Here is a 21,801-nt window from a genome sequence, read left to right as displayed (position 1 = left end):
GTCGGAGTATCTCTGGTAGAAGAACAAAAGTAAGAAAAAGCACTATAACCCAACAGCGGTTATAGTGCTTTTAAATATATAGGAAGGTTATTTTCGGAATAACTCCAAATAAGAATCGGCTAGTTTAGGCATAGCACCATGTTGCAAACAAACATAAGCTGAAACTTCAACTGCCAATTGATGAGCATCTTCAATACGCTCACCATGTAGATAAGCGGCAACAAATGCAGCTGTAAAAGAATCACCTGCGCCTACGGTATCAGCCACATGCACTTTTGGTGTAGGCTGATAAGATGTTTGACGGGGAGTAAATACAAAACTACCATCAGTACCTTTTGTCAATACAAGTATATCTAATTTGTAATCTTCCAGAAGTCTGCCGCAGATTTCTTGCTCATCTCCTTTCCAGCCATACAGATTGGCTACCTTGAGAACTTCCTCGTCATTTATTTTCATCATATTCGACATCTCTAAAGATTCGTGTATAATCTCTTTTGAATAGAAATTGAGACGCAGATTAATATCGAATATCTTCAAACTGTCTTCGGGCATAGCAGTAATAAACTTACGGATAGTCTCTCGAGATACACTGTTTCGCTGAGCCAAAGAACCAAAACATACTGTTTGAGTATTCTTTGCCAGATTTTCGGTTCGTGCAGTGAAAGGGATATTATCCCAAGCTACATTCTCACAGATTTCATATTGAGGAACACCTGCTTTATTTAAAGTTACTTGAACAGTTCCTGTCGGATAGTCAGTTTTCTCCAACAAATAATTCAAGCCTTTCTCTTCGAGGCTCGTAAGAATTTCCTTACCTAACAAGTCGTCACCAATTGCGCTTACAGCATAACCATTGAACCCAAATTGAGAAGCATGGTAAGCAAAGTTGGCAGGTGCACCACCCAGAACTTTTCTTTCGGGAAATACATCCCAAAGGATTTCTCCCAATCCTACTACTATATTTTTCATGTCTAATTTATTATATATCGTAAAGTATTATTTATAACGCTTTTTCTTTCAGCTTGAATGACATCAAAACCAAATAAAGTATGCCAATAGCCAATATTAATAAGGCTCCTGTTTGAGAAGATAGTAAATCTGTCATTAAACCCATCAATAAAGGGAAAACTGTTCCTCCGAAAAGTCCCATAATCATAAGTCCCGAAACTTCATTCTTCTTATCAGGCATATACAAAAGTGCCTGAGAAAGAATTATAGGGAATATGTTCGAATTTCCCAAACCTATAAGTGCTATACAAATATAGATCATTGTAAGGTTATGAAACATAAATAATCCGATAATCGCAAGAACCATTAAAGCAACGCTCATTATAAAGAATTTCTTCGCAGAAAAACGAGCCAATACAAAAGCTCCTGTAAAGCAACCAATAGTACGGAAAAGGAAATAAACACTAGTCGCATAACCAGCTGCATCGAGAGTCATCCCCAAACGCTCCATTAATATTTTAGGAGCCGTAACGTTAGTACCTACATCTATTCCTACATGACACATAATCCCAATAAAAGATAAGAGTATAACCTTGTTACCTAACAAAGCAAAACATTGAGCAAAAGTAGAACTTTCGCCCTCTTCATCGGTTTCCGATATGGATGTCATACTCAACAGTAAAGTCGCTAAGATGGCTACTACCATAAAGATAGGAAATAAAAACTTCCAATCGCCTAACGATGCTGCTGCCCATGCTGCAATAATAGGAGCAAGAAAAGATGCTATCGCCTTTACAAACTGACCAAAGGTAAGTGTACTTGCCAATTTATCGCCAGTGACAATATTGGACAATAATGGATTTAGCGAAACCTGCATCAATGTATTACCAATTCCCAACAATGAGAACGAAACAAGCATAGTGGCATAAGAGTAGCTCACAAAAGGTAATAATAGAGCCAACGATGTTACTGCTAAACTGATAATAACCGTTTTGCGTCTCCCTATCTTATTCATAAGCATGCCAGTTGGAACTGAGAATATCAGAAACCAAAAGAAGACCATAGACGGAAATATATTTGCTTCTGTTTCGGATAGCGAAAAGTCTGCCTTAACATAGTTGGTAGCAATTCCGACTAAATCAACAAATCCCATGGCAAAGAATGCCAGCATAAGAGGGAGTAACTTAATATATATATTTTTTTCTTTCATTACTTTATTATTAGTGTGTGCGACCTACTTTAATTCATAGATATTAATATTCTCCACTGCTGTATTTCCTTCTGATTCAAAAACCAAAGAATTATAAGGCTCAGATGGGAACATCGTATTTGTTTGTACAAGTTCACCGTCATTTATAAATAATTCAGATGAGGCCTTATCGATAAGTAGCCTTATTCTATAAGTATCTTTTTTTACCAAAGGAGCTTTAATTTCGGCAGATGCAAAATTGTTGCTGAAATCAGATATTCCACTATTCGATCGGTCTACAACTAAGCTTTCTTTTGCTAAATCAAAAATAAACTTAAGATTCTCTCCCTTTTTATTTACCAATTTGAAATTGAAATTAGCAGTTGGTTTAATTGTCATTTCGATCTCATAAGCACCTTGATTGTCTTTCAATAAACGATCAATTGTATATGTTTTATCAACTGTAAAATCAGAAACTTTCTCAGTCGTTCTTCTCAATTCGGTAATCTCCTTTACCGGAGCATTAGCTACGACTAGATGCTTTCCGTTATTTACAAGTATTATCTCACGTGGAATTGTCATCGCATTGCGGAAATTAACGGTAGGTACGTGATTTGTATAATCCCAGTTACTCATCCATCCGATAAATACACGTCTATTGTCAGGAGCATCAGCCCATGTAACACCAGCATAATTATCACGTCCATAATCCAACCAAATAGGATAAGGGAGATCATCTGCTTTAAATGTCTTACCATCAAAACTTCCTATAAAGTATTGTGTGGCACTACCTCCATTAGGTCCTCCGGGATTGATACTTACAAATAATACCCATTTGGTTTGCCCATTATAGGTAAGCGGAAATAAATCGGGACATTCCCACACTCCGCCATGATCGCCTATACCTTCGCCAAACTCACTGAGTTTACTCCATTCTTTCAGGTTTTTCGACCCGTAAAAAGTAATAGTCTGCGTAGTTGCCAATGACATTATCCATTGATTTGTTGCTTGATGCCAAAAAACTTTAGGATCGCGAAAATCTACAAAGTTAAGATCCGACAATACAGGATTTTTATCGTATTTAGTGAATGTACGTCCATTATCCAAACTGTAAGCAACACTTTGAGTTTGAATACGCCCTGCTGACGTATAAATAGCTACCATTGCATTTTTGCCAAATCCTGCTGTATTATTTTTATCAATTACAGCACTTCCCGAAAATATCGTTCCCAATGAATCGGGAGCTATAGCCACAGGCAAATATTCCCATTTCTTCAGATCTTTACTTACCGTATGTCCCCAGTTCATATTTCCCCACATTGATCCGTATGGATTGTGTTGAAAAAACAGATGATATTCACCATTGTGATAAACCATACCATTAGGATCGTTAGTCCATCCATATTGAGGTGAAAAATGATAAAGTGGACGGTATTTTTCATTGTAATCGAAATCGAAAGTATCCGATTGCTTTATTTGAGAGTATCCTATATCCCCGCTCTTTACATGAGCAAATAATAAAGTCAAATCTTGTCCTTTATATTGTTCTACATCTATAGGTACCCAATAATCGATCTTTGTTTGTGCAACACGTATGCTCAAAAGAGGGCTCACCGTTTTGCCATTGGTTTCTAAATAGATTTGAGATTCGGGTCCTTTATCTTCGATTGGTACAAGCAGATATTTTTTGTCTATCTTGAACGATAAGCGATGATCTACCATAATATTGCTTTTTTGAGTGTCACTCATTTCTATTTGATCTACGAGAATATGTCCCCAACCGCCTCTTTGGTTGTCTACAATCTTTATAACGGCTTTCTTTCCCTTATAGTTCTTCACATCCCACGTCATCCAAAGTAAAGACTCAGTCTCTACAATAGATCGCGATACATATACACTTTTTCCTTCAACCAATAACTCAATATAAGTATCGGCATGCATACCACCACCTATCAGGTAATTTATATAATCGCGTTCGATAGTAAACTCAGGAGAGATAAGAGTTCCTCTTGAATCATCGCCTCCATAATAGCTATTAGCTAAACGTTTTCCTTCGAATCCTTTTACCTCTTGCTGACCGGGAAGGCTTCCTTCTGACGGACTTGTACCAAAGGCTTCTCCTTCAACTGTCCAGTTCTTGTAAGAATCAGCCTCGAAATCCTCAACTACAATATCTGATTTTGTTGAACAGCCTATTAAAGTAAGAAGCCCCAAACAAAAAATTGATTTAAAATATATTTTCATAATTTCTATGTATATGTTCTACTTTTTTATTTTGATAAATTCAGATTCGAAAATGTAACTTCTCCATTATCTGAGAATATACCCCAAGGATTCCAACTCATTTTATAGATCCTATTTGTAAACGCAGTTTGATGATTCACATATACCACACAAATAGAATTTTCGACCATTATAGTTACATCAAATTCTTTATTCTCTGGTATATTTAGTTTTACATTATCAATACGTAAAGGATCTTCACCAAATACTCTTCTTTCTAATCTTAATTGTTGTTGTTCTAAGTCGAATACAACCGCATACACTTCTCGGCGATTACCACACGATCCGAATTCGAAACCAAAGCTATTTGATGTTGTAGCCTTCACCTTTGAAGATATTTTGTAAGTACCTTCTTGTCTATCAAAAACTGAGATAGCCTGATCAGCGGAAGCTTTCAATGTAAATGAATTAGATTCAATCTGAGTATTAACAGAACTTGTCATATTCAAATTTTGAATGCTGGTCAATCTATCATTCAAACCATGAGGGAAAGTCATTGAAATTGTTCCGTCTGCATATTGAATAAGTTTGTGAGTAATCAATGAACCTGCCCAATCGAAACCAGTATAATCACTGTGATTTTCTCTTGTCGGACACCATGCTGTTATATAGCGGTCTGCTCCATCCGATGCAGTTTTCCCCGCATAAAAAGCAATGCCATCTAGCGCACTATTTGTCGGGATAGTCCATGCACCTGTTGTTCCTTTTCTGAACTGATAATGTACTTTACGATCATCAATATTCGAATAAATCAGATATTGGTAATCTCCCATTGTAAATACATCTGGACATTCAAGCATAAAGGTACTAGGATCGTCATAAAAGGGTTCTATCAGTTTCCAATTTCTTAAATCCGTAGAACTGTACTGAGCAATAACTGCTCTCCATGAACCTTTATAATCGGCACGTGTACTGATCAACATTCTAAAAGTTCCCGAAGGCTCATCTTTAATGATCAGCGGATCCCGAAATTCATTACGATCATAGCCATCCGATGCAGCTAAGAGAAAAGAAGGGTCTTTTGTCCATGTATTTAAATCGGTAGATGTGGCTAACATTATTTTTTCACGAGGGTCAAGATCTCCGTTATGTCCAGTATAGAAACCATAATACACTCCATTATGTTTAAATACACTACCCGTACCCAATGCACGATCTTGTTGTTCAATTGTTCCCGTAGGAACCATTTCCCCATCATCAGTAAATGTTGAAAAGTTCTCCGTAGTTGCCTTATACCAAGGATGAAAAGTAGGAGAGCCATCTCTTGCATCATGAAGATAGAATATATGAAATTTTCCATTTTCATAAAATGGCATAGGATCCCCTACCCATCCTGCAGCAGGTTTAAAAAAGGTTGAATAGGTTCTATGCAAATCATTCACGTTATAGCAAGTAGGCGCCCCAGCCTCTGCTGATCTGGGGTCATTACTTACATAATCCATATTGTTATTGCATCCCGTCAAGCCAATCAGGCATAAGGACATACTTAAAAATTTATTCTTGAGTTTCATGGTTTTATAAAATTTGAAAGGTTAAGGTCACAGACCTATTTGGTTTAGTTTTTATAATACTCACTTCAATAGATAGTTGAAAATATTAGATGTCAGTGTTTCGATATTTCCCTTATAAGGATTTACGATAGAGCCATCTTCATTATACCAATCATAGGATTCAACTCCAATACAGATTGTAATTCCCGAAGTACCTACTTTAGGATATTCAAACATTACAGAACGTCCTTTCAGTTGATCATCCCAATGATAACTAGCTAAATTAATTGCACCATTCTTAGTAGTCCATAGAGGAATATTATTTGCATAATCGCCCCATTCGAAATTCCAGATTGCATTATGACCTCTCGCTTTTACTCCTTTACCCAATAGGTATACTTTATTATTTACACCAATAGGTTTTTGTAATCCTGCGAATATCGGATGAGATTGATTCCCTGTGAAGCATAATCCCCAATCATCACCTATTGGTGTCGCATCGTTAGTTTCACCCCACATATTATTTACAGCTTTTCCGTCTTTAGCTATACCCAGTGCCGATACGTACTGAACAGCCCATGAAGAAAAGAAGAATGAACCTCCGTTTTGATAATATGTTTTAAGGCTTGTAATGATTGTTGGCTCTAGAGCCACCGTTGGTAAGGCTTGTGTATTACCGTCAGAATGCCACCAGATAGCTGCAAAACCCTCTAAATCTTTACCGTTTTTAATATCATTAAAAGAGACATATTCAAAGTCAGCCACATTAGCAGCAAACCAGTCATAAGCAGTTTTTTCATCCATATTTTCTATTGCAGAAGCACTGTTTGCAACTCCTAAAAATGCAATAGGTTTTATGTCTACTTTTTCTACAGTAACCACATAAGGGAATGTCTCATTCATGTAAGATATTGTATAAGTTACAGGCTTTGTGAAATCAACCGTTGCTCCTTGTGCAGGAGTTACTGTGGCACCATTTGTAATCGTAAACTCTGGAACTAATTTAGTAACATCCTCTGTTTTAGGATATCTTACATGAACTGTTCTCTTATCATTATCAATTGTACCTTTGTATTTACCAATACTGAAACTCAACATCTCTCCTTTGATATGTGAAGCTACCACCATATAATCTTTATACAGATTACCGTTTGCAACTCTGAATTTTGTAGCCTTCGATAAATCCATAGCTTCATTGCCCGCAGGATTTATAACTGCCCGATCAGATAATGTAATTTTAGGTGTTAACTTTGTCAAATCCGTACCCATGGGTAGTAAAATTTGCACCGTTCCACTCTCATCATTTATAGTTCCATCTACCCCATTTACTGAGAAAGATAATATTCTAACACCTCCCGACAAATCCAAATTCTCCCGATCATCATCGCTGCATGTAATGAACCCCACACAAAGAATCAGGGAAAAGATAAAAGGCAATATTTTATTTATTCTTTTTTTCATTGTATCCTTATTTTAATTTTCATAGTTATAACTAGCTTGGGTTATTTTACAAGCCAAAGCTATAAGAAGGTCTGCGACCTTTACCTTTACCAGCCATAGTTTTGTTTGTATATTCCGTTTACAAAGTTTATTTGCTGTTGAGGAATAGGAATATATTCGTTCTTGTTTTTAGTAAAGTTTCCACTTTTCAAGAATGGTCGTCTTGACGATTCTGTTTTAAAGAATGAGTTGACTACCTGATCGGTAATACCCCAACGCACCAAATCGAAGAAACGGCTGCCTTCCATAGCAAATTCTAAACGACGTTCCCAACGCAAAGCTTGACGAGCAAAATCAGTTGACCAAGCACAATTCACTCCGGGTTGATAAAGTGACATACTCAATTTGGGAGCATAATCAATCATATCAGTACTACGTTGTGCTCTTTCTCTTATTTGATTAATAAGAGGTAAGGCTTCGTTCGGACGTCCCAATTCTATTAAAGCCTCGGCTCTCATTAAAATAGCATCTGCGTAACGAATAATGATTCTGTTTTTAGAGTTTCCATAAAATGGAGCAACATTCACAAAACAATCGCATGAAGGATCAACATTTTCTTTTAATGAAGCATAATAACCATATACGGTAGGATTACGGTTCCAGCCCTCTTCATAAATCAAATCTTTATTGTATTTGTAAGGAAATCCGGGCATAGCCACAGTGTGAAACAAACGAGGGTCTGCATTATTTGAATTCGAATCATAATTCGTATTATCGAACGAATCGAACATCGGTAATCCCGTTTTATCCGTTTTAAAAGCATTCACTAAGTTTTGGCTTGGTTTATGAAAATCGCAACAACCTACACCCATTGGAACAGATAGCACATCGCCCCAATTTAATCTACCAAACATAGTTCCATCATCAATCGAATACTGTACCGCAAACAATGATTCTTTACCATTTTGATATGCTCCGGGTAAGAAATTATAGGCAAAATCGTATTCTAATCCATATCCCGAATTAAGAACCTTATCAGTATATTTAAGCACTTCCTCAAGATCGGTACGATTTATTTCAGTTACGTTATTTCGATCATCTTGTCTGTAAGCTTTGTATAGATTTGCTTTCGCCAAATAAGCAGCCGCAGCTATTTTATTAGCACGTCCTACCTGATCTTGTTTGTCTGGAAGCAGATCATATGCTTTCTGAAAATCACTAACAATCCAAGCCCATTGCTCATCATTAGGCAGTTTATTATCTACTTTATCATATTCGTCAATCGGCAGATCTTCATCCACAAAAGGAATACGCCCAAATACGGTTTTAAGGATAAAATAAAAATGACCTCTAAGGAAATACATTTCACCCATACGTGTATCTCTCAATGGAACATCGTTTGTTGAAACCGTTTTGAGTACACTCAATGCTGTATTGGTTCTTGAAATTGCTTTGTAGCAATAAAACCAAAGTCCATCGGCTTCTCCAAAGTCTGTTTTTATGTTTTGTGCTATTTCATAGAAATGAAATGCACTGATATCATTTTCATCATTTCCTCCTTTATAGGCATCGTCTGAACGAACATTACCATAAGGCCACAAACTGAATGGCTTATCATAATGATCGTTCCCTAATGAAGAATAGGCTGCCGTAACCAAGCCTTCAACCTGATCGGGACCTTTTACCTGCTCATCACTCAATATTCCTTGAGGATCATCATTCAAGAAATCACAGCTCGAAAATATGATTGTTGCTGCAAAAAGTACAGCTATATATTTTATCTTTTTCATTGTTGTATACTGCTAATTTAAAATGAAACATTAAGCCCAAAAGTAAATGTCATCGGAATAGGATATCCCCATGCAGGATTTTCAGGATCTACCCCCGTAAAGCTTTTACTTTTAATGGTCAATAGATTTTGGGCACTTACATAAGTACGCAAATGACTTAATCTTATTTTCTGAACAATATGTTTAGGTAATGTATATCCTAATTGTACATTTCTAAGTTTCAGATAAGAACCATTTTCAACAAAATAAGTAGACATACGTGCCTCGTTATTTGTATCTGTATAAGATAAGCGGGGAATATTAGAGTTAGGATTGGTTATAGGATCCCATGCATCAAGCAATCGTGTACCTTTATTAGATCGTGTGTCTGAAACGCTCCAAAAATCGGTTGCATATTTCACTGTATTTATAACATCCACATTGTGTATCCCTTGAAGAAATATAATAAAGTCGAAATTCTTATACGCAAAATTCAAGTTCAATCCATATGCAAAATCGGGGAATGGATCACCTATCCACGTACGGTCGTCATCATTTATAACACCATCATTATTTAAATCACGATAACGAATACGTCCTAAATCTTTTCCGTCTTGCTGTGGGTGTCTATCTAGTTCGTCCTGAGTTTTGAAGATTCCATCAGCTACATATCCATAGAAAGAACCCAAGGGACGCCCTAGAATATTATCCCATTTACCATTTCCTCCGTATGAGTTTTTAACTGATTCGGGAAGAAAAGTCACTTGATTTTTATTGGTTGAGATATTTCCTGAAACATCGTAGGTAATACCACTTGAACCAATTTTGCCTCTATATCCAACTGTGAATTCAAAACCTTTGTTTTCCATACTGGCACCATTGTACCATTTGTTGGCTCCTTCACCTTTTATTGCCGCATAGCCCGGAGAATACAAAATATCTTTGGTGCTTTTCCAATAGTATTCAGCCGAACCATAAAGAGCCTGACCGAAGAATCCAAAATCAAGACCAATATTAGTTTGAGTTGTGGTTTCCCATTTCAAATCAGGGTTTGATAACTGAGAGCGTTTAAATCCTGATGGTAGCAACCCTGCCCCTTTACCATTCAAATCATAGGCTGTTCCCCAAACCGAATCCCAAGTAGGATTTCCTTTGCCATAGTCGGTCACATAAATATCGTATATCGCGGTATTATTAATTTCCTGATTACCATTTTGTCCCCAACCGAAACGCAATTTCAAGTCAGACAAATAATCGCTGGTCGAAGCTATAAAAGCTTCTTGACTTATTCTCCATCCCAGATTGAAAGCTGGGAATGTTCCCCATCTGTTATTCTTTCCAAAACGAGACGAGCCATCTCTACGAACTGTTACCGAAGCCAGATACTTATCATCGTAAGCATAGTTTACCTTACCAAAGAAAGACATTAGCGAATATCCGGTAGATATACCTGTACCCTCACTTAATCCTGTACCTAAATCAGGCCACATATAATCAGGAGTTTCTACAGCAAAACCTTCTCTTTTGGCTGAGAAATTGATATCTTCCTGATTGAACATTTCCATACCAACCAATGTCTCGAAACGATTCTTTCCAATTTCGAAGTCATAGGTTGCCGTATTAGACCAAGTCCATTTAGTCCAATGAGCTTGCTCCATCAAAGAAGCAGTTCTGTCACTTTCGAGGTATCCCGACTGATAACTATAGGTTAGGCTTCTCTTGTAGAAGTTCCCATAATCTAAACCGAAACTCGAACGGATATTTAGTTTCTTTATGGGTTGCAGATTCACATAAGCATTACCAAACATACGCCAATAGCGGTATCTGTTATCTTGATTATCATGAATCAAACGAGCAGGGTTCTGACGGTCAGGTAATCCTGTTATAGGTCCTCCCCATCCTGATCCATCTGCTGTGCGAACCGGAATAAAAGGAACCGCTATCAAGGCCGATTCTATTATTTTATCAGGTTGAGCAACTTCCGAAGTTCTGTTCAAAGTAAAATTTTCTCCAATGGTAAGAATATCACCATACAGTTTGTAATCACTATTCATACGTACTGAAAATCGAGAAAAATCTGTATATTTTATCAATGCATCATTGCCAAAATGCCCTAAAGAGAAATAATAACTTCCTTTTTCGGTACCGTTACTTACTGCTAAGTTATACGATTGTGCTACACCTGTTTTTGTAATCTGATCGAACCAATCGGTATTAGAAGTTCTTAAAGTTCTGTTTTTATCTAGATATTCAGGAAAATAGACACTTTCCAAGACTCTATTGCCTTGAGCACCTATTCCGTCTTTATAAACAATTCCTAAGTTATTGCTATTAGGATCAACTCCCGAATTTACAGAAGCCTGCCACATTGCCTGTGCATATTCACGAGAATTCAAAACATCAATTTTCGTATTATAATTAGCTACAGACACAAAAGCATCGAAGTCAATTTTGAGAACTCCGGCTTTTCCTCTCTTTGTAGTTATAATGATTACTCCATTTGCAGCTCTCGATCCATAAATACTAGCTGCAGAAGCATCACGAAGCACCTGAATACTTTCTATATCATTAGAATTCAACTCGTGCATACCTGCCTGAGATGGAATTCCATCAATGATATATAATGGATCATTATTATTCAAGGTTCCTATACCACGAATACGTACAGTAGCCGATCCACTTGGATTTCCATCTGCCGTAACTTCCATACCGGCAACCCTACCCTGCAATGCTCTTATAGGATTGTTTTCGGGCTCAGACATCATATCATTTACTTTTACAACTGATACAGCTCCTGTTAGGTCGGCTTTACGTTCAGTACGATATCCAACTGCTACTACTTCATCAAGGATCTTCGAGTCATCAGCCATTAAGACATTGATATCGCGTTTACCGTTTACAGAAACGTTCTGTGTTTTAAATCCGATATAAGTAAATTCTAGAATAGCATCAGGACTAGCTTTCAATGTAAATTGACCATCCAAATCTGTGGTAGTACCAATACTTGCATTCTTCACTTTCACACTGACCCCGATTAAAGGCTCATTGTCTGTTGCAGATTTTACAACTCCTTTTATATCTATATCCTGAGCTTTGATAAAACTACAGAAAGAAAATAGGAGTAGTATTAAGAAAAGGTTTCTCATACTCATTTTTCATTTTGGTATTAAATTAATAAACGTACTTGTTAACAAAGGTCTCAGACCCATTTATTGCTTAGGTAAGTATAAGATTAGAACTGACAGCTATAATTAGATAATATAGCATTCAATACTTACCATTACTTACAAGCACAAAGAACTAGATTTGAAATCTTCCTACCTATAAAAATTAGGTCAAAAACATGTATAAATAAAGCATGTACAATTAAGGAACAAGCATAAACAAATGATAGACAGATATATAAACTTATTATTTAAAAATAGCAACTAACAATCGTTGCTATACATGGTTGGACAAACAACATCTGGCGAGATCATGAAAAAATCAGATACCTAACTACGTGACGTGAATACTTTCTTTATTACAGATACTTCTAATTATTCCTTTTAGGAGTAGTAATACTCACACAGAAAAAAGAGAAAATAATTGAGAGAGTTCGAAAAGTGATTGAAGTAGAAGTTCTAAATAAACTAAGATGAAATTAAGTTAGAAGTGTCACTACTTTTAAACACGAAAAAAACAGAATGAGTATCTTAAATATTTACATATATTTACAATGAATTTATTTCATAATTTATGGAGTAAAAAAATAGAAGTCGAAAATGATAAATAGTTTTAGAGGTATTAATATATCATCAAAAGATCCCGAAAGGCTCGTTTCGTTTTATAAAATAGTTCTGGAAATCCCTATTTTGGAAGATGATGAAAACTACGATGGCGTAGTATTCGGATTTATCAAAGATGCTCCCGTTTTTTGGATTTGGGATGAGAATAAATGGGGGAAAAGTAATGAGGGACCCGTTTGTTTGGTCTTTAATTGTGATGACCATATAAAAACATATGAAGATTTGACTCGAAAAGGTGTTGAACTTAATCCTCCCACCACTGCCCCATGGGGTGGAAAAGAACTACTATTAACTGATCCTGATGGAAATAAGATATTAATTTTATAAAGATAGTGTCCAATATTTCTTAATTATGATTGCAATAAATAATATACGAATTTAGTATCAGGTTATTCTACTATAAAACCTACCATCTGCTGACTGCATGTTTAGTTATACAATATCTTCGTATAACTGGCTTCTTTCTGTAACTTATTCTCCGTCCCACTATTATTAGTTAGGAAAAGCCTATTGTAATTCAAGAATTGGATGCATAGTCGAGCGGAGTTTTCCCTGTATAAGATTTAAATTCTTTTAGAAAATGATTGTAGTCATAGAAACCACTCTTAAGGGCAATCTCTGTTAGATCTTTATTTTTACTTTCAATGAGATTGCCATATGCAAAGATAAACCGTTGAAGCAATATGTATTCCTTTGGAGAGATGCCCAGACAATTTAGAAAACTACGTTCCAACCATTTATAGTTTACCCCTATTTGACAAACTACATCTAACACGCTGGTTTGTCCCTTCATTTCATTTATATATCCTATGGCTGCATCAAATAAGGCATTGCTTTTAGAGCTAAGGACTTTTTGCTCAATGTAAGATTCTATTTGCCTTATTCTCTGAATATTTTGTTGTTCTCCATAAATTTTATTTAATACAAACGTATCAAAACCAATATCAGCAAGCGAAGCAACACATTTATTTCTAAAGAAGTGAAGCGGCAGATTAAAAATATCATAGAATGCGTAGGATTTGAACCGCATGACTAAAATAGATTTAACCTTATTAAGATTATTCACATAGATACTTTTCATAATCCCACCATTAATCCATGCTGTTTTAAATGTAATCAAAGAACCATTATTCTGAATATCAATTTGATCAGTTATGGAAGGAAAGAAGATAATAGTTGGTAATCCATCATTAAACACTAACTGGTTTTGTGCCATATCATCACACGAGAAAATATAAAAACCTTCAATATAGTTTTTTACACTTTCAGACGGAGCTATCCTTTCACAATTAGGATTCCCGTTGATAGATTTAATTATTTGTCTCAGATGCTCAATAGGCATAATAGTACAAAAGTACGTAAACTTATATATTCTGGTTTATTTCTTTATGTCTAATTTATACTATAGATAAAGTATTTAAAGACATAGTTTTGTGCTATTAATATTATAGAATATGTAGATATGATTATAAATGACGATATAGAGCGAGAGGGATTATATAAAGCAAGCCAAACTGTAGCCGTAACCCTGAAGAAGATGATAGAGTTTGCAAAAATAGGAATGACAACCAAAGAATTGGATGATTATGGAAAATTGATCCTTGAAAGTTACGGGGCACAATCCGCACCTTTTTCGACGTATGAGTTTCCTGGCTGGACTTGTATCAGTATCAATCACGAAATGGCACATGGAATACCATCACACAACAAAGTTCTCAAAGAAGGAGATTTGATCAATATTGATGTTTCGGCTAGTCTAAATGGATTCTATTCTGACAATGGAGCTTCTTTTGTTTTAGGTCGGGATATAAACAATCAACAAAAATTAGTGGACACTTCTATCTATGCATTACACGAAGCAATCTCTCACATAAAAGAAGGAGTAAAAATTTCGGAAGTCGGACGAATTATCGAGAAAATAGCCAAGAGCAGTGGATATAAAGTAATCGAGAATCTCGGAGGTCATGGTATTGGTCGAAAATTACATGAAGAACCTGACTGCATTCTTAACTATTACGACAAATACGAGCAAAGGCGGTTAAAAAAAAATATGGTTGTTGCTATCGAAACATTTTTAGCAACCAACTCTACTTTAGTTAATACCGAACCTGATGGATGGACATTGATTGGTAACAAAGGTGGATTTTGTGTGCAACACGAGCATACTATTATTGTTACCTCCGACAAGCCAATTATTTTAACAGAAAGAAGCAATATTGAATAAAGGTGTGGATGACAGTCTGTATACAATACTATGTAAGCAAATAATCAATCACAATCTAGAAATGGATAAGATTATATGTCATTCTTTGAATACTTCCCCTTAACATACAGATTTTAATGTAACCCTAAATAGGGTGTATAAGTTGTTTAAAGTTGTCCAAAAAACATCATCCAGCTTTTAAATTGGCAATATACGAATTGACTTAACCTCCCATCTTGTGCAAGCACAAATATAAAAAGCGTATAACTTGTTAAGTTATACGCTTTTATTGCTTTTAAAAGTGATCCGACCAGGATTCGAACCTGGGACCCTCAGCTTAGAAGGCTGATGCTCTATCCAGCTGAGCTACCGGACCTCACCTTTTCGGTTTAGCGAGTGCAAAGATAGCCATTTTTATTAAAAAAGAAAATATTAAATAAAAAAAAATACTGATTTCACGTAATAAATAATTAAATCGCCTCTACGTTATATTACAAGCCATCTTATTGAATAAAACATAAGAACTATTCAAACAACAAAACCCATATCTATGAAATTTAGATGGACTTTATTTAGAGTATCATAAAAGTATTAGGGTTCCTAGACAAAAGTCTAAATACAAGTAGATGTTCTATTACTCTATCCAATCTTTTACACCAGTCACAAAATCTTGTATATCATTTATTAATTTACTGGTATGATATCCATCCGCAATCGCATGATTTACAAAAACAGCTAGAGGAATCAATATCTTGTCCTGCTCTTTATAATATTTACCGAAACGAATAAGCGGAAAAAGAAAATTTGAAGCCTCATAAGTATCTTGTGCAAAACTGCTAAAGCTTAGCCAAGGCAATGCAGAAATAGAACAAAAGTTAGGAGGACAATTCGATCGTGCTTTAATACCTTTCACATCTTTATATTTCGTCATGTCATCAACTACCGTTGTATAGAAACTAGGGAAATCTTCATGATATTCACTCCACACATCCGAGAAGGTTTTATCATCGTCATGAAAAATCGTGTATGAAGGATAAAGAAAGTTCCAATAACCCAATTGTTTTTGTTCGTTATAGCTCATCCTAAATTCTTTATTTTGATTAATAGCACGCATAATAGAATATAGGAAAGTCGGAAAAAATTTAAGATGTCTTTCTTTTGACATCTTTAGTAAATCTGTAATATCAATATTAGCATTAAGTGTGTACTTACATTTTATGATATTGTTGTAATAATCAAAATAGGGCTTTCTTTCCCATTTCTCAAGATCTATAGTTTCGAAGATTGCTTTCATAATAGAGAAGTCATTTTTATTTTCACTTAGAAACAAAAAGAAGTGTCTGCTTAGCTAGCACTAAACGATTAAGTAAGATCACCTCCTTTTGATAATGTATGAAGTAAAGATACAATTGAAATCTGAAATATTGGATTAAATATTAATACAAAACAAAGAGGCTATTCTTTTAAGAATAACCTCTCTCCTATTTATTATTACTATTCTATTACTTTACTAAAGACGAAAACCCATATACATTACCACCAAAATCGGTTACAAACAAAGAGTTTCCTGATATAGCTACAGTGCTGAATATAGGAGCTCCCGTAGCCTGTTTCCATTCTACTTTTCCGCTATTTGCATTTACTCCATACAGAATACCATCCGAAGCTCCGAAGAAAATAGTACTGCCTGCCAACACAGGACTAGTCTCTATAGTGGTTACCGGAAAACGCGTATAAGGAGCAGTATAGATAAGTGCAGGAAGTGTAGGTACATTCCATTTCTGCTCCAACGTTTCCCTATCTAAAGCAATCAGACCATTATCAACAGAGCCAAATACAATTAATTTATCAGTTACTAAAGGTGTAGACGTTACGTCTACACTTACTTTCAATTCTTTGCGACTCACAACAGCGCCCGTTTTCACATCGAGAATAAGCAAAGATTCACCAGATATGATATACAATAGACTACCATGAATTGCCGGTGAAGCTCCCCTACTCGACAAACCGTAGTTTGCATGCTGCCAAAGCAGTTTTCCAGTCTTAGCATCATTACCATACAAACCTCTCCACTGTGAACCCGATACCACAACATCACTTCCTACAGTTGGGGTTGATGTAGTGCCTTCTCCTTGACCCCATCCTTCGTTTTTCCAAATTTCATTACCGGTCTTGGCATTATACGCAGCAAAACCTTTACCCGTACCTGCATATACTGTACCATTGTCGGCAGTAAGACCATCAACGAGCGCGGGCAATCCATTTATTCCGAGTTTTTTCTCCCAACTTAATTTTCCACTGTTAGCGTCAATTGCATATAAGTAGCCTTCTGCATCTTGGGCGAAAATATTTCCATTATCACAAGCAATTGAATTTTTCACTGAGTTACGTGTATTGTATTTCCACAACAATTTCCCTGTTGTAGCTTCAAGAGCATATACCCCGCCCTCGCCTCTCAAATCCTCATCTACTGCACCTACATATACTGTGTTATTATAGATTATAGGAGACGAGAAAAATAAGTTAGCTTTAATATTAGTTATCCAACTCAAATTAAGAGGCAAACTCAACGTATCTTTTGAAATACCAATATGTGCCGAATTATTCAATAGTGTCAACCAATCTTGATTTGTTTTAACAGACAACTTCTCATTCGGCTGATAGATAAACGATTCTTTAGTTTTAGCAACTTCTCCGTTATTAAAAACAACTTTTGCTTCAACAAATATTCGTCTATTTTGAGCCGATAACGGCAATTGTAATTCGCCCGACCAATTCCAATCGGTATTCTGGGTAAGAGCTACATCGCTCACCACTTTCTTATCATCAATTGTACAAGTATAAGATACACTTCGAGCAGGCGATACGGCACTATATGCATTGACCGAAATAGGGATTTTACCATTTGCATTAATAGAAGCTCTTTCATTTCCGATCGACGCTATCTGGATAGAATTATTTATATAAGTATAACGTAACTGAGTTCTGACATCACCCTTTTTATCGACTGATACTACACGATAAGCCGATGTAGAATGATCTATACCTCCTTTATCCAGATTAGCGGTAGAGATAGCCAATACATCGCCTTGTTTACGGACAAAATTGATATGCCAGTGACCATATAACCAAGCTTTAAGATTATGTGCATTCAGATCAACAAACTCAGCATCATTTATTCCAAAAATGAATTTATCAGCATACGATAACAAATCGTGATTAAACACAATTACGGGAGTATTCTTATCAACATGCGCCAAATCGTTTTTCAACCACCGATATACATCCTCTTTGGTATATCCCGGTTTATAATCTCCTCCTGCCATAGGCGTTACTACATAGTGTACATTACCAACATTAAAAGAGAAGTAAACCGGTCCGTAAATACTTTCGAATAACTCCTCACCATACTTTCCTTTTACTAGATCGTGATTGCCAATACTATAAAATACAGGACAATTCATATTGCTGGTATTCATCAAACCAATATGTGCTTTCAGACCATTTTCGTAACAAATATCGCCGGTGTGCATTATAAATGCAGTTTTTTCGTCTGCCACATAATCACGAACATTGTTTGCCCAACGTTCCATATCTACCGAATTATGTATTTCGGTATCTGCTATGTGAACAAAATTATGGCTACCATCTGCATTGATTTTTCCATTCAATACATCTAATCCGAAATCGTAGCTTTTATTTTTATCTGAGATAGCTCTATAATGAGCATTATCAGTTTTATAACCCGAGGGTGTAGTTATAAAAATGAATCGTTCCTTTGCATGCCCCGGTAATTCGAATGTACCATCTGCAGCTGTTAAAACTACATTTAAGCCATCCGAAACCATTACATTTTTGAGCAGTTTTTCGCCTTTGTCATAAACACCATTTTTATTGGCATCAACATAAACTCTTCCCATATGAATGGCAAAGATGCTTGCTAATGGGAGAATTGTAGAGATTAAGATTAAAATTAGTTTTTTCATTTAAGTGTATATTTCTCTGATTAAAAGTAATGTATTTGAGTATATTTTTCAGTCCATAACCTATTCTGATTATCAAGGAAAGAACTAAGCCTTTATTTATTCTGATTTAAGTAAAAATAGGTAATAACGCTACCATGATCCGAAGGCCAGAAAGGCGGATGGTGATCTAAGCTTTTACTCCAATAAGGTTGCACATTTTGGCCCTTATAGTAAATATAATCTATTCGATCGCGGATACAAGTAGGTTTTACTGACGAATTACTAATAAGTGGAGACCACGTAAAGCCAGGATCGGTTAATGGATTTAGATTGATTTCCCTATAACTATCCTTATACTTTGCGCTCTCCATTTCTATAGAAGCAGGCCACTTTATAATTCTGCCATTGTGAATATCTTTGGTAGCATCATTCCAATCGAGGTGCGAACCACTATTGAAATCGCCTACCATAAATACAGGCACATTATCTGCATTTTGAGTATAGGGTTCTATCTCTTTTAATATGGCTTTTATCTCTTTGCCTCTTCTATTATTCTCTTCCTTCATAAAATCTGTAAGATTCACTTTATCACTAACCAAATCGCACATATTAGGTAAGTAGTCCAGCCAAATATCAAAGAATGCCATTTTATTACCATTTCCTAAATTAAGAACAGCACCTCCCGAATTGAAACTCTTGTAAACTTTTATTGTTTCGTCTATCGGATATCTACTCATGATACTAAGGTTAGAACTGATTAAGTAGAAATAATATCCTAGAGAATCGGCTATAACTTCTCCCGAACCGTATGTTTCGATAAGACCTATTACATCTGCATTCTCTTTTTTCAGTACATTAATCACACGCTCCAATCCCACATGTTCACCAAAACGATGCCCTCCATGCCATATATTCCATACTTGCACTTTTAATTCATTGGGAGAAATAACCTTTGGGTTCTCACTTCTATTGGGTACAAATTCACTATATAAAGATTTAACAGCAGACGATGTAAGAGTATTATTATATATTTTCACCTCATCTATCATACCATTGAAAGCTGTCCATTCCCGACGAGACGACCAATCATTATATTCATCCGATCCTCCAATTATAGTTGCCAATTCGCTACTTGCGGTCGCAAGCCCATCAACATTGTAAATTCCAACATTTTCACCATCATAGTAAAACCATATTTCTTTCTTATCCAGATCGACACTTACTGCAATCTGATGCCACTCACCATCATTTAGAGATTGACGGTCAGGCGTTGGAGCATAATTATAAGTAGATTTACCATCACTTATATTGAAAAACCAAGCACCACTGTCGTTTGTTCCCAGCATCCATCCTGCTTTGTTTTTATCCTCTACTTTCTTATTACTCATTATAGGTGTCCCTTGTCGGGCATTCTTCTTCGTTTTTACCCATAACTCAATGGCGAAACTCTTATCATATGGTAAGGTTTCACTAGCATCCAGTGCAATAGGTAAACGTATGGCTACATCACTCGTAAGGTCTAAACACAACCCTTTAAGACCCTTGCTATATGTGGGTACAAATGCTAGGCGAGAATCTTCGGCTTCGCTCAGATTCTCTCTAACTTTAGAGAAATCTACCGAGTTACTATCAAATGATTTATGAATAAATGGTTCCTGAGCATGTATCAGCCCTACGATAAATGAAACAATCAGCAGTGTTATGCATCGTTTTTTCATAATACTATATTTAAGGATTATCGTACTTATCAAATTAGACCAGAAGTCTCAGATGATTCTTCCAGCCTAAATTGTGTTTTTCAATTATCAAATATAAAAATTATATCCTTATTACTTCAATTATTTTCGATAACAAATACAACCCAATTGTTAATATAACATTTGAGCTTCAACTTTCGAAAAAGTAAGTCTTCTCCTTTTACAACATAAGTAAGTAAATCTTATGAAAAAATGCCTAAATAATTTATAGTATAAAAAAACGGTCATTATACGAAGTATGCATTATCAATACAAATAATATACTATTTTTGCATCGAACTAAAAAAGATTCAAATGGATTTAGGTACTCTTGTAATTTTTGCGATTATAATTATTACAGCAATAACAAGCTATATAGGTTTTAATAACAGACAATTTTTCGATCGCTATAAGTTCAGCACTTATGCAATTCTCGAAATGAAGCAATATGACAGAATGCTGACTGCTGCTTTTCTACATGCTGATCTTATGCACTTACTATTCAACATGGTAACTCTGTATTTTTTCGCACCAGTATTAGTAGCTTATGTAGGACCCGTAAAATTTCTGATCTTGTATTTGGCTGCCATAATAGGAGGAAATACAATATCACTATGGATGTATAGAAGAGACTCTATATACACAGCCATAGGAGCATCGGGTGGAGTTTGTGGTGTATTATTTGCTTCTATTGCTATGGACCCTCAACGTATGATAGGATTCTTCTTTATTCCTATGCCAGGGTGGGTATTCGGGATATTGTATTTGGGATATTCGGTGTATGGGATGAAAAAATCAATAGGTAACATCGGGCACGCAGCACACTTGGGTGGCGCAGTTGTTGGATTACTGTTGGCTATATTATTCGTACCACAGTTACTTCTATTTCACGGTTATTTTATAGCCTTAATGTCACTACCTATTATCGCTCTAGCATATTTCGTATATAAGGAAAAATAAATAATACTTATACAAAAGCCCGATCATATT

Annotated in this window: 14 protein-coding genes and 1 tRNA gene; 3 read left to right on the top strand and 12 right to left on the bottom strand. The window is 35.7% G+C overall.

Going from position 1 to position 21,801, the window contains the following annotated elements; genetic code table 11:
* Window positions 1-87: 87 nt before the first annotated feature.
* The 7 genes from HGC4_RS18265 to HGC4_RS18235 all read right to left on the bottom strand — a co-directional run bounded on the left by HGC4_RS18265 (window position 88) and on the right by HGC4_RS18235 (window position 12,265).
* Window positions 88-969, bottom strand: a complete 882-nt coding sequence (locus HGC4_RS18265) for a carbohydrate kinase family protein (protein ID WP_050711578.1) — start codon at window positions 967-969, stop codon at window positions 88-90.
* 31 nt (window positions 970-1,000) lie between these two features.
* A complete protein-coding gene (locus HGC4_RS18260) occupies window positions 1,001-2,158 on the bottom strand; it encodes an MFS transporter (protein WP_050711577.1) in 1,158 nt (385 codons plus the stop codon).
* Between the two features lie 24 nt (window positions 2,159-2,182).
* The gene (locus HGC4_RS18255; RefSeq protein ID WP_050711576.1) at window positions 2,183-4,381 is read right to left on the bottom strand and encodes a glycoside hydrolase family 32 protein; all 2,199 of its coding nucleotides are present in this window, start codon (window positions 4,379-4,381) and stop codon (window positions 2,183-2,185) included.
* Window positions 4,382-4,407: 26 nt separating this feature from the next.
* On the bottom strand, window positions 4,408-5,931 hold the full coding sequence (locus HGC4_RS18250; RefSeq protein WP_050711575.1) for a glycoside hydrolase family 32 protein: 1,524 nt from the start codon (window positions 5,929-5,931) through the stop codon (window positions 4,408-4,410).
* Window positions 5,932-5,991: 60 nt separating this feature from the next.
* Entirely contained in the window at window positions 5,992-7,371 is a 1,380-nt protein-coding gene (locus HGC4_RS18245; RefSeq protein WP_157258391.1) for a DUF4960 domain-containing protein, read from the bottom strand.
* Between the two features lie 86 nt (window positions 7,372-7,457).
* A complete protein-coding gene (locus HGC4_RS18240; protein WP_050711574.1) occupies window positions 7,458-9,140 on the bottom strand; it encodes a RagB/SusD family nutrient uptake outer membrane protein in 1,683 nt (560 codons plus the stop codon).
* A 17-nt stretch (window positions 9,141-9,157) separates the two neighbouring features.
* Entirely contained in the window at window positions 9,158-12,265 is a 3,108-nt protein-coding gene (locus HGC4_RS18235; protein ID WP_199327702.1) for a SusC/RagA family TonB-linked outer membrane protein, read from the bottom strand.
* Window positions 12,266-12,883: 618 nt separating this feature from the next.
* Here HGC4_RS18235 and HGC4_RS18230 point away from each other — a divergent pair.
* Entirely contained in the window at window positions 12,884-13,234 is a 351-nt protein-coding gene (locus HGC4_RS18230) for a VOC family protein (protein ID WP_050711572.1), read from the top strand.
* A gap of 190 nt (window positions 13,235-13,424) precedes the next feature.
* Here HGC4_RS18230 and HGC4_RS18225 read toward each other — a convergent pair whose 3' ends face one another.
* The gene (locus HGC4_RS18225; RefSeq protein WP_050711571.1) at window positions 13,425-14,249 is read right to left on the bottom strand and encodes a helix-turn-helix domain-containing protein; all 825 of its coding nucleotides are present in this window, start codon (window positions 14,247-14,249) and stop codon (window positions 13,425-13,427) included.
* 120 nt (window positions 14,250-14,369) lie between these two features.
* Between HGC4_RS18225 and map the strand changes: the two genes are divergently transcribed.
* Window positions 14,370-15,131, top strand: a complete 762-nt coding sequence (gene map, locus HGC4_RS18220; protein ID WP_050711570.1) for a type I methionyl aminopeptidase — start codon at window positions 14,370-14,372, stop codon at window positions 15,129-15,131.
* A 281-nt stretch (window positions 15,132-15,412) separates the two neighbouring features.
* On the opposite strand, the gene HGC4_RS18215 is transcribed toward map, so the two are convergent.
* From HGC4_RS18215 to HGC4_RS18200, 4 genes are all read right to left on the bottom strand, one after another.
* Window positions 15,413-15,486, bottom strand: a tRNA-Arg gene (locus tag HGC4_RS18215).
* A gap of 258 nt (window positions 15,487-15,744) precedes the next feature.
* Window positions 15,745-16,404: a CatA-like O-acetyltransferase gene (locus tag HGC4_RS18210; RefSeq protein WP_087880194.1), complete on the bottom strand. Its 660-nt coding sequence runs from the start codon at window positions 16,402-16,404 to the stop codon at window positions 15,745-15,747.
* Between the two features lie 208 nt (window positions 16,405-16,612).
* On the bottom strand, window positions 16,613-19,096 hold the full coding sequence (locus HGC4_RS18205; RefSeq protein ID WP_050711569.1) for an outer membrane protein assembly factor BamB family protein: 2,484 nt from the start codon (window positions 19,094-19,096) through the stop codon (window positions 16,613-16,615).
* Between the two features lie 92 nt (window positions 19,097-19,188).
* Window positions 19,189-20,793, bottom strand: a complete 1,605-nt coding sequence (locus tag HGC4_RS18200) for a LamG-like jellyroll fold domain-containing protein (protein WP_050711568.1) — start codon at window positions 20,791-20,793, stop codon at window positions 19,189-19,191.
* Between the two features lie 333 nt (window positions 20,794-21,126).
* Between HGC4_RS18200 and HGC4_RS18195 the strand changes: the two genes are divergently transcribed.
* Window positions 21,127-21,771 (top strand): rhomboid family intramembrane serine protease, encoded by a 645-nt coding sequence (locus HGC4_RS18195; RefSeq protein ID WP_050711567.1) that lies wholly within the window; start codon window positions 21,127-21,129, stop codon window positions 21,769-21,771.
* The last annotated feature ends 30 nt before the right edge of the window (window positions 21,772-21,801 follow it).

Origin of the sequence: Dysgonomonas sp. HGC4 (assembly GCF_001261715.1) — a bacterium.
Lineage (GTDB): Bacteria > Bacteroidota > Bacteroidia > Bacteroidales > Dysgonomonadaceae > Dysgonomonas_A.
This window is presented reverse-complemented; position numbering and strand designations above follow the sequence as displayed.